Source organism: Microbacterium sp. NPDC097977 (assembly GCF_040302605.1).
GTDB lineage: Bacteria > Actinomycetota > Actinomycetes > Actinomycetales > Microbacteriaceae > Microbacterium.
In genome coordinates, this window is the sequence record NZ_JBEOUR010000012.1 from 39,948 (window position 1) to 55,732 (window position 15,785).

At 70.8% G+C, this 15,785-nt stretch carries 12 protein-coding genes; 4 read left to right on the forward strand and 8 right to left on the reverse strand.

The window, feature by feature from the left end; genetic code table 11:
* Window positions 1-4: 4 nt before the first annotated feature.
* Window positions 5-1,588, reverse strand: coding sequence for an ABC transporter substrate-binding protein (locus tag ABTZ43_RS04955; protein WP_350538019.1), 1,584 nt, complete (start codon window positions 1,586-1,588; stop codon window positions 5-7).
* A 67-nt stretch (window positions 1,589-1,655) separates the two neighbouring features.
* On the reverse strand, window positions 1,656-3,068 hold the full coding sequence (locus ABTZ43_RS04960; protein WP_350538020.1) for a serine hydrolase domain-containing protein: 1,413 nt from the start codon (window positions 3,066-3,068) through the stop codon (window positions 1,656-1,658).
* A gap of 142 nt (window positions 3,069-3,210) precedes the next feature.
* Between ABTZ43_RS04960 and ABTZ43_RS04965 the strand changes: the two genes are divergently transcribed.
* The 3 genes from ABTZ43_RS04965 to ABTZ43_RS04975 all read left to right on the forward strand — a co-directional run bounded on the left by ABTZ43_RS04965 (window position 3,211) and on the right by ABTZ43_RS04975 (window position 5,499).
* Window positions 3,211-3,651 carry a MarR family winged helix-turn-helix transcriptional regulator gene (locus ABTZ43_RS04965; protein ID WP_350538021.1) on the forward strand — a complete coding sequence of 147 codons (441 nt, stop codon included), beginning with the start codon at window positions 3,211-3,213 and terminating at the stop codon, window positions 3,649-3,651.
* A 5-nt stretch (window positions 3,652-3,656) separates the two neighbouring features.
* The gene (locus ABTZ43_RS04970) at window positions 3,657-5,000 is read left to right on the forward strand and encodes an MFS transporter (protein ID WP_056419302.1); all 1,344 of its coding nucleotides are present in this window, start codon (window positions 3,657-3,659) and stop codon (window positions 4,998-5,000) included.
* Window positions 5,001-5,070: 70 nt separating this feature from the next.
* A complete protein-coding gene (locus ABTZ43_RS04975; protein WP_056415408.1) occupies window positions 5,071-5,499 on the forward strand; it encodes a hypothetical protein in 429 nt (142 codons plus the stop codon).
* A 107-nt stretch (window positions 5,500-5,606) separates the two neighbouring features.
* On the opposite strand, the gene rocD is transcribed toward ABTZ43_RS04975, so the two are convergent.
* The 5 genes from rocD to ABTZ43_RS05000 all read right to left on the reverse strand — a co-directional run bounded on the left by rocD (window position 5,607) and on the right by ABTZ43_RS05000 (window position 13,347).
* Entirely contained in the window at window positions 5,607-6,806 is a 1,200-nt protein-coding gene (gene rocD, locus ABTZ43_RS04980; RefSeq protein ID WP_350538022.1) for an ornithine--oxo-acid transaminase, read from the reverse strand.
* Window position 6,807: 1 nt separating this feature from the next.
* Window positions 6,808-7,713 carry a dimethylargininase gene (ddaH, locus tag ABTZ43_RS04985; protein WP_149422248.1) on the reverse strand — a complete coding sequence of 302 codons (906 nt, stop codon included), beginning with the start codon at window positions 7,711-7,713 and terminating at the stop codon, window positions 6,808-6,810.
* Window positions 7,714-8,064: 351 nt separating this feature from the next.
* Window positions 8,065-11,769 carry a proline dehydrogenase family protein gene (locus ABTZ43_RS04990; RefSeq protein ID WP_502885327.1) on the reverse strand — a complete coding sequence of 1,235 codons (3,705 nt, stop codon included), beginning with the start codon at window positions 11,767-11,769 and terminating at the stop codon, window positions 8,065-8,067.
* Between the two features lie 188 nt (window positions 11,770-11,957).
* Window positions 11,958-12,782 carry a Rossmann-fold NAD(P)-binding domain-containing protein gene (locus ABTZ43_RS04995; protein WP_350538023.1) on the reverse strand — a complete coding sequence of 275 codons (825 nt, stop codon included), beginning with the start codon at window positions 12,780-12,782 and terminating at the stop codon, window positions 11,958-11,960.
* A gap of 4 nt (window positions 12,783-12,786) precedes the next feature.
* Window positions 12,787-13,347, reverse strand: coding sequence for an acyl-CoA thioesterase (locus tag ABTZ43_RS05000; protein ID WP_149422245.1), 561 nt, complete (start codon window positions 13,345-13,347; stop codon window positions 12,787-12,789).
* 130 nt (window positions 13,348-13,477) lie between these two features.
* On the opposite strand from ABTZ43_RS05000, the gene ABTZ43_RS05005 reads away from it, so the two are divergent.
* Entirely contained in the window at window positions 13,478-13,984 is a 507-nt protein-coding gene (locus tag ABTZ43_RS05005; RefSeq protein ID WP_149422244.1) for a GNAT family N-acetyltransferase, read from the forward strand.
* 112 nt (window positions 13,985-14,096) lie between these two features.
* On the opposite strand, the gene ABTZ43_RS05010 is transcribed toward ABTZ43_RS05005, so the two are convergent.
* Window positions 14,097-15,224, reverse strand: a complete 1,128-nt coding sequence (locus tag ABTZ43_RS05010; protein ID WP_350538024.1) for a cytochrome b/b6 domain-containing protein — start codon at window positions 15,222-15,224, stop codon at window positions 14,097-14,099.
* Window positions 15,225-15,785: the final 561 nt, after the last annotated feature.

A 15,785-nucleotide genomic window follows, 5' to 3' on the forward strand; every position in this document is an offset into this window, starting at 1 on the left:
GCGATCAGCCGACCAGGCGCATGCTGGTCGGCTCGATCACTCCGGACCAGTCGAACTCCGCGCCGTTGCCGAACATGAACACGGTCGCGTTCGCGAACGGGACGATGTCGGCGTTCTCGAACAGGGCGGTCTCGGCCTTCTGCCACGCGTCGCATCCGTCGCTGCCGTCGGTCAGCGTGGCCTCCGCGACGGCGGCGGTGTAGTCGTCGTTGACGATCGCCGAGAAGTTCGACCCGTCGGGGGGCACCGCTCCGCTGAGGAATCCGACGGCCTGATCGGGGCTGTTCACGCTCAGGGTGAGCCACGCGATGTCCCAGGCGCCGGTGCTGAACGTCGCGTCCAGCAGGGCGGTCTCGTCCTGCTGCTTGCCCTCGACCTCCACCCCGATCTCCTGCCACGATGCGAGGGCGAGCTCGGCGGCGGCGGCCGCCGCGGCACCGAGGCTGTTCTCGTAGAGGAACGTCAGGCTGAGGCGCGTCCCGTCCTTCTCCCGCACGCCGTCGGCGCCGCGCACCCAGCCGGCGTCGTCGAGCGTGGCGTTGGCCGCATCCACGTCGAACGCGGGGATCGCGCCCGAGATCGCGTCGTAGGTGCAGACGGTGGGCGCCACGACGGCCAGCGCGGTCGCCGGTCCTCCCTTGCCCGCCGTCAGCACGTTCGCGAGCTCGTCGAGGTCGACGGCCTGGGTGAGCGCTCGACGCACCGCCGGGTCAGACGTCGGGTGCCCCTCGGTGTGGTTGTACCACTGCTCGCCCGCGATCGCCGTGTTCTCGATCGTGAAGAGGTCGGCGCCGATCGCGCGGTCCGCGTCGGGCCCGGTGAGCTGGGCGGCGTTGACCTCGCCGGAGAGCAGCAGGTTGGCCGCCGTCGTTCCGTCGGACACCACGCGCACCACGACCTGGGCGGGGATGCCGGGTTCGTCGACCGTCGCGCCGTCGGGTCCCCACGCGTAGTCCTCGCGGAGCTCGTACGTGTAATGGTCGCTGGGCACCGCCTCGGTCAGGACGTAGGGGCCTGTGCCGTCGGTGCCGGCAGCGAGCCCGTCACGGTCGGTGAGAGAGCCGCCGCAGACCATCGGCAGGCCCGACAGCCCGAGCAGCAGGAAGGGTGCCGGGGTGCTGAGCGTCATCGTCAGGGTGTCGCCCTCGGCGGTGCTGGTCACACCGACGGGGAGGAAGGCACCGAGGAAGCCGCTCTGGTTGGCGGGATCCGAGATCCAGTTGAGATTGTCGGCCGCTGTCTGCGCGGTGAACGCGCTGCCGTCGCCGCAGGTGATTCCGTCGGGGATCGTCAGGGTCGCCGTCGTGCCGTCGACGCTCCACTCCGACGCCAGCTGGCTGCGCACCTCGCCGTCATCGGTGACGCTGACGAGCGAGTCGTAGGCGAGCTTGCTGAGATCGAACAGCGCGCTGCCCGCCGAGATCTGCGGGTCGAGGCTGCCGGGGTCCGAACCGAGGATCTGCGTGAACGTGCCTCCCTCCACGGGAGCGCCGCCGCCACCCCCGCCGTCGCTCGAACAGCCGACGAGCACGGACGCGAGCGCGGTCACGGCGACGACGGCGGTGACGGCTGAGCGGTTCGGGGTCATGACGTTCCTCCATGCAGTGGGTTCGTGCTTGTCGGGATGCACGCCGCGAGGCGACGAGGGTCGGGGGTCATCGGGCGCGGGGCACGGCGCGGCCGAAGTGGACGTACGAGGCGCGGCCGTCGGGGGCGGGGTCGAGGAAGGCGAGCACCAGGTGCATCCCGTCCTTGCGCTCGCGCATGATGAGCGAGGTGTCGTCGAAGCGGACGACTTCGTCGATCGAGGGCTGTGCGCCGAGCGCCTGCAGCTCCGGCGTCGGCCGCTGCTCGAACCACAGCAGACCGGCGTCATCCCGGGACACCTCGAGCTCGACGGTCGAGTTGGCGTAGATGCCGAGCATCCCGGCCACGTCGCCGGCGGTCGCCGCGTCGTCGATCGCCCGCGGCGGCACCGGAGCGTCGGGGAGTCCGGCGCCCGTCAGCTCCTGCAGCAGGGGGTCGGCGATGTCGCGGAACAGCCCCGCGCCGTCGCCGCCGTTGGTCAGCAGCACCACCGCGACGCCCTGATCGGGCGCGATCCGCAGGAACGAGGACTGACCGACGGTGTTGCCGTCGTGGCCGAAGAGGGGGATCTCGTCGTCCCGATCGATCTCCCACCCGAGCCCCCAGGCCGTCCCCATCCCGGCGAGTCGGGGGAGCCGCACCGCCGCGGTGCGCATCTCGCTCGCGGCATCCGTCGAGACGAGCGCCGATGCGACGTCGTCTCCGACCGGAGCGCCGGCGGCGGCGTGCAGGTGCGCGCGGGCGAACCGTGCGAGATCTCCGGCCGACATCGCGAGCATCGATCCCGCCGGCTCGTTCGAGCGCGCCATCGCCCAGAACGGCGCCGGCTGCGGCTCTCCCCCGTCCGCGGCATCCAGATGTCCCACCGCCGCACGGTGCAGGATCGCCTCGTAGGGGCTCGGCGAGACCGAGCGCAGACCCAGCGGTTCTGCGATGCGCTCCCGCAGCGCCTGCTCCCAGGTGGTGTCACGCAGCACTTCGATCATCCGCCCGAGCAGCACGTATCCCGCGTTGCTGTAGGAGAAGAACGCCCCGGGGTCGAAGATCTGCCCCGCGTCGGCGAGCAGCGCCACGTACTTCTCGACGGCATCGTCTCCGCGCCCGGTGTCGGTGAAGATGTCGCCCTCGAAGCCGGAGCGGTGGCTGAGCAGCTGGCGCACGGTGATGCGGGCGGCAGCGTCTTCATCGGCCAGCGCGAACGCCGGGAGGTAGGTGCGCAGCGGCGCGTCCAGTTCGACGACGCCCTCGTCGACGAGCTGCATCACGAGGGTGGCCGTCCACACCTTGGTGATCGAACCGATCTGGAAGACGGAGTCGGTCGTCGCCTCGACGCGGGTCGCCGTGCTGAGCACGCCGACCGCGTGTTCGACGATCTCGCCGTCGACGACCACGGCGACCGCGGCGGCGGGCACCGCATGCGCGCGTGCTCGCGCCTCGAGGGAGGAACGCAGGATTTCACCGACCGTGCGGGGGCTGTGCATGCCCTCACTCTAAAGAGCGGCCCGGCACAGGGTTTCGTAGCATGCGACCGATCGCCTCCGCATGATTGGTTCGATTCGACGAATACTGTGGGCGCGCGCCCGCGGCCCTGCGCGGACTCGGATTAGATAGACTGTCTAAGTAATGTCTGCCTCCGATGAATTGCTCCAGCTCACCGCGACCGACCTGCGCATGGCCACCTTCCGCCTGGCCCGACGCCTCCGTTGCGCCCGCGCAGTCGACGAGATGAGCGACGCGCAGCTCGCCGTGCTCGCCACGCTGCGCCTGCACGGGCGCCGCACGATCTCCGCTCTCGCGGAGCGGGAACGGGTCACCGCACCGTCGATGACGAGCATGATCAACGGCCTCGAGACGCAGGGCTACGTCGTGCGCACTCCCGACAGCGACGACCGCCGTCGCGTGCAGGTCGACATCACCGACGCCGGCACCGAGATCGTCGCGCAGACGATCCGTCGTCGCGACGAGCTGCTCGCCGCGATGCTCGCCGAGCTCGATTTCACCCCCGACGAGCTCTCGACCCTCCGCGAGGCGAGCGAACTGATGCGCCGGGTGGTCGAGCGATGAGCGCGATGTTCCGTTCGTTCTCGAACATCAACTACCGCATCTGGTTCGCCGGCGCACTCGTCTCCAATGTCGGCGGATGGATGCAGGCGACCGCCCAGGACTGGGTGGTCCTCACCGAGCTCACCGACAACGACGCCGCCGCCATGGGTGTCACGATGGCCCTGCAGTTCGGTCCTCCGCTCGTGCTCGTGAGCCTGACCGGCTGGGTCGCCGACCGGTTCGAGCGGCGACGGATCCTGCTCGCGACCCAGTCCGCTCTGCTGCTGCTCGCGATCGCGGTGGGCGTGCTGCTGCTGAACGACGTCATGACCCTCCCGATGATGTTCGGCTTCGCCGCGGCGTTCGGTGTCGTGAACGCCTTCGACGCGCCCGCGCGCCAGGCCTTCGTGTCCGACATGGTCTCGGCCGGCGACACCTCGAACGCGGTCGCCCTCAACTCGGCATCCTTCAACCTCGCCCGCATGATCGGGCCCGCCGTCGGCGGTCTGCTGATCGTGGCGATCGGATCCGGCTGGGTGTTCATCGCGAACGCGGTGACGTTCCTGGCGATGCTCGTCGCCCTGCTCCTGCTGCGCACCTCCCAGCTCGCGCCCCGCCCGAAGAACCGCCGCCCCGGCGGCCTCGCCGAGGGCTTCCGCTACGTCTGGGGCCGCAGCGACCTGCGCGTCGTGTTCGTGACCGTGTTCCTGATCGGCGCGTTCGGCATGAACTTCCCGATCTTCGCCTCGACGATGGCGCTCGAGTTCGGCGCGGGGGCCGACGGCTACGGCGTGCTGAGCTCGGTGCTCGCGATCGGCTCGCTCGCCGGCGCGCTGCTCTCGGCCCGCCGCGATCGGGCCCGCGTGCGGGTCGTGATCCTGGCTGCCGGCGGCTTCGGCATCGCCGCCTTCGTGTCGTCCGCGATGCCGACGTATCTCACCTACGCGATCACCCTGACCTTCACCGGATTCATGATCGTCACCCTGTTGACGACCGCGAACGGCTACGTGCAGATGACGACCGCCCCGGCACTGCGCGGACGCGTGCTCGCGCTCTACATGGCCGTGATCATGGGCTCGACGCCGGTGGGTGCGCCCATCGCCGGCTGGGTGGCCGACACCTTCGGTCCGCGCAGCGCGATCATGCTGGGCGGCACGGCGGGCTTCATCGCCTGCGCGATCGGCGCCGTCTGGGTCATCACCTCCGGCCGTCTGCACCGGTCGGAGGACAGCCGCTTCCTGATGACGCTCGATGAGACCAGACCGCTGAACGTGGTCGACGAGGCCGACATCCTCGAACGCACCGACCCCGTGCAGTTCACGGACGGGGTCGCGGCGACCTCGCCGATCCGCCTCCCGAAGAAGGACTGACGGACCTCCCGCGGCGACGCCGTTTGTCAATCCCCTGCACGGAGCCTCTGGACGGACGTAGCGTCGGCCCATGGACCAGAACACAGGACGCACCCCTCACGCCGAAGAGCCCGCCGAGGGCTCGACCGACCAGAACCCCGCGCACAACACCGCGCCCGACGGCCAGCCCTCGTCCGAGCGCGACGAGCTCGACGGCAACGCCCAGGGCTCGACGCAGGGCGGCGCCATCCAGGGCGACAGCTCGCACGGCGAATCCCCCCGCGGCGCGATCCAGGGCGAGGCCGAGGACGGCGACCCCCAGGGCTCGGCGCAGGGCGGCGCCATCCAGGGCGACAGCTCGCACGGCGAGTCGCCGCACGGCGCGATCCAGGGCGATGCGAGCCCCGACCGCGGTGCCGCTCTCGGCGGTGACGAGAACACCGAGGACCAGCTCACGGCGGACACCGACGTCGAGCGCGACACCCTGCGCACTCTCGATCCGGACGACGCCCCGGCCTGACGCAGGAGGACCGTCGGTGCGGCCCGCGGGAACGCGGACCGCACCGCTGAAGACGAGGGCCAAGACTAAGCCCCGAGGGCCGGGCGCCGAGGACGAGGCGCGGAGGACTAGGCCCCGAGCACCAGCTTGAGCTGCTCGACGGCCCAGTCGAGTTCCGTCGCGCGGATCACGATCGGCGGCGCGATGCGGATGGTCTGGCCGTGCGTGTCCTTCACCAGGACGCCGCGGTCGAGCAGCCGCTCGGCGATCTGCCGCCCTGTCCCCTTGGCGGGGTCGATGTCGACTCCGGCCCAGAGTCCCGCGATGCGCACCTCGGTCACACCGTGACCGACGAGCGGCTCGAGAGCGGCGCCGAGGTGGGCGCCGAGGGCACGGGCGCGCTCCTGGAACTCCCCCGATTCGAGCATCTCGACGACCCGCAGGCCCACGGCCGCCGCCAGCGGGTTGCCCCCGAACGTCGACCCGTGCTCCCCCGGGCGGATCACGCCGAGCACGTCGGCATCGCCGACGACGGCCGACACCGGAAGGATCCCACCGCCCAGCGCCTTGCCCAGCAGGTACAGATCGGGCACGACGCCTTCGCGGTCGCACGCGAACGTCTCGCCCACGCGCCCGAGACCGGACTGGATCTCGTCGGCGATGAACAGCACGTTCTTCTCATCGCAGATCTCACGGATGCGGCGCAGGTAGCCCTCGGGCGGGATCACCACGCCGCCCTCGCCCTGAATGGGCTCGATGAGCACGGCGGCGGTGTCGTCGGTGATCGCGGCGGCGACGGCATCCGCATCTCCGTACGCCACAGTGTCGAACCCCGGCGTGTACGGGCCGAAGTCCGCGCGGGCCTCCTCATCGTCGCTGAAGCTGACGATGGTGGTCGTGCGACCGTGGAAGTTGCCGGCCGCGACGATGACGCGCGCGCGGCCCTCGGCGATGCCCTTGACCCGGTAGCCCCAGGCCCTGGCGACCTTGATGCTGGTCTCGACGGCCTCGGCGCCGGTGTTCATCGGCAGGACCATCTCTTTGCCGGCCAGCGCCGCGAGCGCGGCGGCGAACGGTTCGAGACGGTCGCTCCGGAAGGCGCGGCTGGTCAGGGCGACCCGCCCGAGCTGCTCGGTCAGCGCCGCCACGAGGGCGGGATGCCGGTGCCCGAAGTTCACCGCCGAATACGCGGCGAGCAGGTCGAGGTAGCGCTTGCCTTCGACATCCGTCACCCAGGCACCCTCACCGCGCGCGATCGTGACCGGCAGCGGGTGGTAGTTGTGGGCGACGTGCGGCTCGGCCTGCTGTGCGGGCTCAGAAGTCGTCATGTCACTCACCGGTTCCTGAACGCCGAGACGACGAGCGCAGCTCGAGGGTGCAGCACTTGATGCCCCCGCCGCCGAGCAGCAGCTCCGACAGGTCGACCATGATCGGGTTGTAGCCGCGCTCGCGCAGCTGCTTCTCGAATCCGACCGCGCGCGGCGAGATGACCACGTTGTAGCCGTCGCTCGCCGAGTTCAGGCCGAACACCGACCCGTCCTCGTCCGACACGAGGATCGCCTCGGGGAACCGCTCTTCGAGGATCGCGCGGCTGGCGTCGTCGAAGGCTCCGGGGAGGTAGGCGATGTTGGCGCGTTCCGGGCCGCCGTTCTCGGCGCCCTGCACGGGGTCGAGTACCGCGATGGCGGTGTCGAGGTGGTAGAAGCGGGGGTCGACGAGGGTGAGCGAGACGACCTCGCGGCCGAACACCTCGCCGACCTCGCGGTGGCTGTCGCCGGTGGAGCGGAACCCGGTGCCCGCGAGGATCACGTCGCCGACGAGCAGGAAGTCGCCCTCGCCCTCGTTGACCTCCTCGGGGATGACGGTGTCGTAGCCGGCCTCGCGGAACCAGTCGGCGAACGCGGGCGCCTCACCCTGCCGCTCGACGAAGCGGAACTTCGGGACGTAGGCGCGGCCGTCGATCACGAAGCCGCCGTTCGCGGTGTAGACCATGTCGGGGTAGTCGGCGAGGGGCTCGATCAGCTCGACCTCATGCCCCAGCTCGAGGTACAGATCGTGCAGCTTCTGCCACTGGGCGACCGCGTTGGCGGTGTCGGTCGGACGCGAGGGCTCCATCCACGGGTTGATCGAGTAGTTGACCGTGAAGTGCGACGGCATGCACATCAGGTAGCGACGGTGATGGGCGGTGCGGACCGGCGTGGTCTCGGACGTCGACGTGGTGGTCTCGACAGACATGGGGCTCCTCGAACGGATGCGGCGGACGCTGTCCAGGGGCCCGACGGTCCTTCGACCCGCGCCGCTCGATGAGAGCCGGCGCCCGGGGAAGATGCGACTCGGGCACGCCAGGCTCCATTGTGTCATCCGCCCCTGGACGCCGCCAGAGCCGAGGCCCGCGCTCAGCCGGGGTCGAAAATGCATCGCCGCACGCAGGCGGGGTCAGAAACGCATCCTCAACGCCCGATTCCGGTGCGTTTCTGGCCCCGCACAGTTCGCCGGTGCGTTTCTGACCCCGCACGGAAGGCGCGGAGAGGCGGATGCCGGGGCCGAGGCGGATGCCGCGGATGACGCGAACGCCGGCACCAGCGCTCAGATGACGGAGGCGCTCCAGTCGTCGGGGTTGCCGTACCGGTGCGCGGTGATCGCGATCGCCTGCTCGTGCACGAACGGCAGCAGCTCGATGCGACCGGCGGAGGTGACCTCTCCGGCGTACACCGCGAGATCGGGGTCGCCCTCGACCGCCTCCGCCAACGCGCGATGCAACGTCGCGACGGAGCTCCGCGGTCCGACGAGGCGCACGCGGCCGGGCCGGGTGTCGGCGTCGAGCAGTTCCGACGCCGCATCGGAGTCGGCACCGCGGCCCCGCATCCGTGCGATCCACTCGTCGTCGCTCTCCATGTACACGACCGCGCCGACGTCGCCGAGTGCCCGACGCACCTCGGCCGGCAGACCGACCGGGGTCGACAGCACGAAGGCCGCACCGGCGCGCACGGCGGCGATCACGACGCGCAGGAGCTCCTGCCATCCGGCATCCGCCGTCGCCCGGATCGAGACGGGCACGGGCCGGTAGCGGAACAGGTTGCGCTCCACGCCCAGTCGCGACACGTCGCGCACCTGGCCGAACTCGCGGTCCCAGGCCAAGGCGTCCGACAGCGCCGACCGGCGCAGCCACTCGAACGACTCGTAGTCGAGCGACGGCTGAGCCGACTCGATCAGCTCGGTGATGCGGGAGTCGAGGCCGCGCAGGTGCAGGGTGCTCGACACCGGTCCCGATCCGCTCGAGCGCCAGGATCCGAGGCCGATCAGGTAGTTCGGTCCTCCCGCCTTCGCGCCGGGCCCCACCGACGAGCGCTTCCACCCGCCGAACGGCTGTCGCTGCACGATGGCGCCGGTGATACCGCGATTCACATAGAGGTTGCCGGCCTGCACCCGGTCGAGCCAGAGTGCGAGCTCCGCGGGATCCTGCGTGTGCAGCCCCGCCGTCAGCCCGTAGGCCACGGCGTTCTGCAGCTCGATCGCCCGCTCCAGCGTCGGCGCGTGCATCACCCCGAGCACCGGGCCGAAGAACTCCACGAGGTGGAAGCGGGATCCCGGTTGCACACCGACGCGGATGCCGGGACGCCACAGCCGCCCGCTCGGGTCGTCGGCCGACACGGCCGGCTCGATGAGCCACTTCTCCTCCCCCTCGAGCTCGGTCAGAGCCCAGGCGAGCTTGCCCTGGGGACGCTCGATCACCGGCCCCACCTCGGCGAGCGGATCGGAGGGCCAGCCCACGTGCAGCGAGCGCGTGGCATCGGCCAGCTGGCGGGCGAAGCGATGCGAGCGGCCGACCGGCCCGACGAGGATCGCGAGCGACGCGGCCGAGCACTTCTGCCCCGCATGTCCGAACGCGCTGCGCACCAGGTCGGAGACCGCGAGGTCGAGATCGGCCGAGGCTGTGACGATCATCGCGTTCTTGCCGCTCGTCTCGGCGAGCAGCGGCAGGTCGGGACGCCACGAGCGGAACAGCGCGGCGGTCTCCCACGAGCCCGTGAGGATGACGCGGTCGACCGCGTCGTGCGTGATCAGCGTGCGGCCGAGGTCGCCCTCCTCGATGTCGACGAGGGCGAGCACGTCACGAGGCACGCCGGCCTCCCACAGCGTCTCGGCGATCACTGCGGCGCACCGGCGCGACTGCGGCGCCGGCTTGAACACCACTCCGGAGCCTGCGGCGAGCGCCGCCAGCACACCGCCGGCCGGGATCGCGAGGGGGAAGTTCCAGGGCGGGGTCACGACGGTCACGCGCGCCGGCTCGAACGCGGCGCCGGCGACGGCATCCAGCTCCCTCGCCTTGGCCGCGTAGTAGCGCGCGAAGTCGACGGCCTCGCTGACCTCGACATCCGCCTCGGCGAAGATCTTGCCGGTCTCGGAGGCGGCGACCTCGATGAGCTCGCCCCGCCGGCCTTCCAATGCGGCTGCGGCCCGCAGCAGCACCTCGGCCCGCTCGGTCGCCGGACGCGACCCCCACAGCGCGCCGGCATCGCGCACCTCGGAGATCGTGCGTTCCAGCACCTCGGGGTCGTCGATGCGGGCGGCCTCGACGGTCGCGACGCCGAGAGGCGACTCCGCGATGCGCGCGTGGATGCAGCGCGCCCACTCGCGGTTGGCCGGCAGCGAGGGGTCGCTGTCGGGGGTGTTGGCGAAGCCCGGAGCGCCGCCGGTCCCCTCCTCGAGCTCCCTCGGCGCGTACACCGCGGTCTCGAGGAACGGCCCCGTCGCCTCTGCAGACCCCCGGGAGATGCCGAGCACGGCTTTCGTGAGCCCCTCCTCGGGGGCGGGGGCCACGGGTACAGGGCGCATCGACTCATGCACGGGAGCGAGCCGGTCCTGGGTGCGCCGTGCTCCCTCCCACAGGGTCGGCGATGCGGAGCGCGCGACGGCGTCGAGGAAGCGATCGCGCTCGCGGGCGAAGAGCGCCTCCTCCTCGCCGAGACGGAAGGCGGCGGAGAGGAAGTTGTCGGTCGAGGCGTTCTCCTCGAGCCGCCGGACGAGATAGCTGATCGCGACGTCGAACTCGTCGGGCTTCACGACGGGCACGTACAGCAGCACCTCACCGACCTCGCGCGAGACCGCCTGCACCTGCCCCTGCGCCATGCCCAGGAGCATCTCGAACTCGATCGGGGGCTGCCCTGCCTCGGCCACCGCGGTGAGGTCGCGCAGTCCGCGCTCTCCGGCGAGCAGCCAGGCGTAGGCGATGCCGAACAGGTTGTGTCCGGCGATGCCCAGGTGCACGGCCTCGATGTGCTCGGCCTGCAGCGCCCAGTCGAGGCAGCGCAGGTAGTTGGCGTCGGTGTCGACCTTGGTGTCGTACGTCGCCGGCGTCCAGCCGTGCATGCGCGCCTCGACGTTCTCCATCGCGAGGTTCGCGCCCTTCACCAGGCGCACCTTGATGGGTGCACCGCCGTGCTCGACCCGCTCGCGCGCCCACGCCGTGAGCTGCTGCAGAGCGGGCAGGGCGTCGGGCAGATACGACTGCAGCACGATCCCCGCCTCGAGTCCGACCAGACGCGGATCCTCGAGGATGCGGGTGAACACCGCGATCGTCAGATCGAGATCGCGGTACTCCTCCATGTCGAGGTTGATGAAGGTGCGATCCGTGGCCGCCGTCGCATAGAGCGGGAGCAGCCGCTCCACCACCGCGTCGACGACCTCGTCGAACGCCCACATCGAGATGTGGCTGATGATCGCCGACACCTTGACCGAGACGTAGTCGACGTCGGGTCGACGGATCAGGTCGTGGATGCCGTCGAGCCGGCGCTGCGCCTCGGCCTCGCCCAGCACGGCCTCGCCCAGCAGGTTGAGGTTGAGCCTGGCGCCGGATTCGCGGATCCTCGCGATCGCGGGGCCGAGCTTGGCGGGGCGCGCATCGACGACGAGATGTCCGACCATCTCGCGCAGCACGCGCCGCGCGATGGGGACGACCGGAGTGGGCAGCACCTGCGCGAGCCCGCCGCCGAGCCGCACCGCGGAGCGCAGGTACCAGGGCAGGAACTCCGGCACGATCGGCGCGATCCGGTGCAGCTGCGAGGCCGCCGCGCTCAGGCTCTCCGGACGCATCACCCCGTCGACGAATCCCAGCGTGAACGGGAGCCCGTTCGCATCCTGCAGCACGCCGGCCAGACGCGCGGCAGCGGGGTCCACGTCGGCGGCGGCGGCTTCGACCGCCCAGCGCCGAGCGAGCGCGACCGCGCGGGCCTCGAGAGAGTCGGATGCGGGATCCGTTCCGGATTCCGCCGAGGGCATCGGGTCGGCCATGACCTCAGCCTAGGACGGCGATGCACGCGTGCCCGGGAACGACAGCGCGTCGGATCGTTCCCGGGGTGCCGTCCGTGTCGTTTCGAGTGCCGTTCGGATCGTTCCCGGGTGCCGTTCGGATCGTTCCCGGGTGCCGTTCGGATCGTTCCCGGGTGCCGTTCGTGTCGTTACGGGATGTCGTTCCTGGGTCAGCGGGCAGCGATCATCTCGTCATACCCCTCGCGGAAGGTCGGGTAGTCGAGAGCGCCGAGGAACTCCTGCAGCAGGTGCCCGTCGAGCACGGTGCCGCCTCCCTCCTCGGGATCCGCGTGCGGCGGGGGCGCCACGCCGAGTCGCGCGGCGATGTGCGCGGCGACCTCGCCCAGCAGCACCGGCTCCCGGTCCACCGCGTGGATCAGCGGCGGTGCGGAATCCGCCCGCAGCACCGCCTCGAGCAGCCGCACGAGGTCGGTCTCGTGGATGCGGTTCGTCCGGCGCGTGTGATCCACGGGCGCCTGCTCGAGCACGCGGCGGATGAGGTAGTCGCGGCCGGGGCCGTAGATGCCGGCCGGGCGGACGATCCGCGCGCCGAAGAGCTCGGTCGCCAGCAGCTCCCCCTCGACGAGGTCGCCGCCACGTTCGGTGGACACCTTCGGGGCGTCGCGCTCGGTCAGCGGCGTGCCACCGGGGCGCCCCTCGAACACCCGGGTCGACGAGACGAACACGACCCTGTCGGGCATCGTCGGCAGCGCCCTGGCGAGACCGCGCAGCGCGGGCGGATAGATCGACTCCCCCTCGGTGCTCGGCGGCAACGTGATCACGACCGAATCGAACGCGGGCAGCGGCTGCGCGAGCGGATGCCGCAGATCGGCCTCGATCGTCGGGAACGGCACGGCGCCCGCCTGGCGCCGCATGGCGGTGACCTCCGCGCCCTGCGCGATCAGCCGCTCACCGAGCCGCACGCCGAGCTTGCCGCATCCGACCAGCAGCGTCGCGCCGGGCGTGCGCGTTCCGAGACCCCAGGGATCCGTCACGCCGTCAGCTCCACACGCTCGGTGCCGGAGTGCGCACAGGCGGCAGTGCAGAGGCCGCCGCCCAGTCGTGCACCCACGGGTCGATTTCCGGCACGCCCTCCGGTCTGCCGACCGCGGCGAACAGCTCTTCGTTGCTGACCGTGCCGCCGGTGCGGCGCAGCATGCGCGATCGCACGATCACCCGCGCGTAGATCTCCCCGTCGACCACGGCCCTGTGCTCGAGGAACACCGCCTTGTCGTCGTGACCGACGAAGCGCGATTCCACGTCGAACCGCTGCCACAGCTGCAGCGACTTGCGGAAGGTCACCGTCTCGCTCGACACGACCGCGTACCAGCCGCGCTCGGTCATCGCGTCGAGCAGCCCCGTGCGGATGAGCAGATCCCAGCGACCGAGATCGAACAGCGACAGGTATCGGCCGTTATTCATGTGCCGGAGGATGTCGATGTCGGTGGGCAGCGTCGTCAGCCGGATGCGTCCGACGGACGAGACGTCGAGCGTCTTCTCCCGGCGCAGGCGACGACGGGCACGGAGGATGACGAGGAGGGTGCGCCAGATCACGTTCACGAGGATCGATCGTAGCCATCGCGGAAGGGATCACGAACATCGTTGTGCGAATCCTCCACTGGCGGGATCGGCCCCCGCAAGGGTCCCCGCTCGATTTCCGGTTCCCCGGGGCCGCGCGTAGAGTCGCGCTATGAGCGCCGAAGCCCAGCCTGAAGTCATCGTCCGTCCGGTCCGTGATGTGGATGCGGAGGCTCTGGGTCGCGTGCATGCGCAGTGCTGGCACGAGACCTACGACCACCTGATCAGCAAGGCCGCTCTCGAGAAGGTCTCGCCTCGTCGCATGGCCGAGCTGTGGACGCACTGGGCGTCGCAGGGTCCCGAGTTCACGATGCGCGCGGCGCTCGTCGACGGCGAGATCGTCGGCTTCGTCGGCTCCGGCCCCGCCCGCGACAAGGATGCTCCCGCCTTCCGCGAGCTCTACTTCATCTATCTGCTCGACGCGTACCACTCCACCGGCATCGGCCAGAAGCTGTTCGACGCCGCGGTCGAGCAGGACGAATCGCTGTACCTCTGGGTCGCCGAGGACAACCCCCGCGCCCACCGCTTCTACACGCGCAACGGATTCACGCTCGACGGCGCCAGCCACACCGAGCCGTTCCTGGGCGAGACGCTGACCGAGGTGCGCTTCACCCGCTGAGACCGGCACCTCGCGAACCCCGCGTTCACGATTCAGCAGCGACGGCCCCCGGATTCCGATCCGGGGGCCGTTCCGCGTCCGCGGACGGCGTCGATGCTGAAGACGGAACGGCTCAGCGACCCGACACGCTGCCGAACAGCTTGGCGATCGGGGCGATCACCAGCGGCCGCGCCGCCACCCAGCCGAGGGCGATGACCACCATCGAGGCGACGAACACCCAGAACCCGGTCCAGCCGACGGCATCCGACGAGGCGTACATGTGGTTCAGGTTGCGCAGGAACCCGGTGAGGAACACGAGCGCGACGTGGCCGATGATGAACACCACGAAGTAGATCATCACCGGGAAGTGCAGGGCGCGGGCCCATTCGATCGGATACGCCTTCGACAGTCGCTCGGCGCGCTTCGGCCACATCCCCGACATCCGGAAGCCGGTGGCCGCGGCCAGCGGGGCGGCGATGAAGACCGTCACGAAGTACGCCAGCTGCTGCAGGCTGTTGTAGTTGACCCAGCCGTGCTCGGTGGGCCAGTCGAACGAGACGTACTGGAGCGCCGCCGACAGCGCGTTCGGCAGCACCTCCCAGCTCGTCGGCACGATGCGCACCCAGTGCCCGGTGACGAAGAGCAGCACCACGAAGACGGCGCCGTTCAGCAGCCACAGGATGTCGAGTGCCTGATGGAACCAGATCGTCAGGCTGACCTTGCCCTTGGGGTTGTTGCGCGGGGTCCAGAACGCGGTCGGCCGCTTCTCGTTGCGGATGCGCAGACCCGATCGGATGATCAGCACGATCAGGAACGCGTTGAAGAAGTGCGCCCAGTTGACCCAGGGCGCGAATCCCGGTTCGACGGCGATGGCCGGGGTGTACTCCCCCGGGAACGCGGCGAGGAAGTCCTGCATGAACGGGAAGCTCAGCAGTGCACGCACGAAGGCGACGGCCGCGGCCGCCAGGATGCCGAGAGCCGCAGCCCCCAGCAGAGCGGCGATCGCCTGGGTCCATGAGGGCCTCGGCCGACCGGATGCCGTCGACGTCGCCGCCGTGATGTGCCGAGGGGCGCTGCCGTTCCAGACCGTTCGCGTCGCCGGCAGCGGCACCGACGGATCGCCGAGCACGGGCACTCGGGCCGGGGCAGCGACGGCGGGTGCCGACGCCGTGGCCGACGCCGTGTCCGACACCGACGCCGTGGCCGACGCCGACACCGTGTCCGACGCCGACACCGTGTCCTCCACTTGGGGGGACGACACGCCACCCGTAGGGCTTCCGCCGGGAATGGGTCCGGATTGCGGCGTGTCGGCCCCCGAAGTGGACGACGCGGACGTCGGTAGAACGGGCGCCGTCCCTTCCGGTGGCCACGGCGCGCCGCCTGTCACCCGCGGGAGCCCGCGACGGACGGACATCGAGGGCCGTGTCGCCGCACCGTCTGGAACGGGGGCCGACACGCCAGATGACGGATGCTCTCCGACAGACGATCCTGCGGGTGGCGTGTCGGCCCCCAAAGCGGAAGGCCCTGCAGGACTCGAAACGGCAGGACCCGAAACGGCAGGACTCGAATCGGCGGCCCCCGGAGCAGCAGGACCCGGTACGGCACGATCCGAAACGGCAGGACCCGGGGCGACAAGGTCGTGTGCACTCGCGACCGCCGATGCGACCGCGCCCGCCGGCGGCCAGGGCTCGCCACCCGAGACGCGCGGCAGCCCCCGACGAAGTGCCGCAGAGCCCGAGGCCGCCGCGTTGTTCACAACGGGGGCCGACACGCCAGATGAAGGATGCTCGCCGACAGACGATCCTGCGAGTGGCGTGTCGGC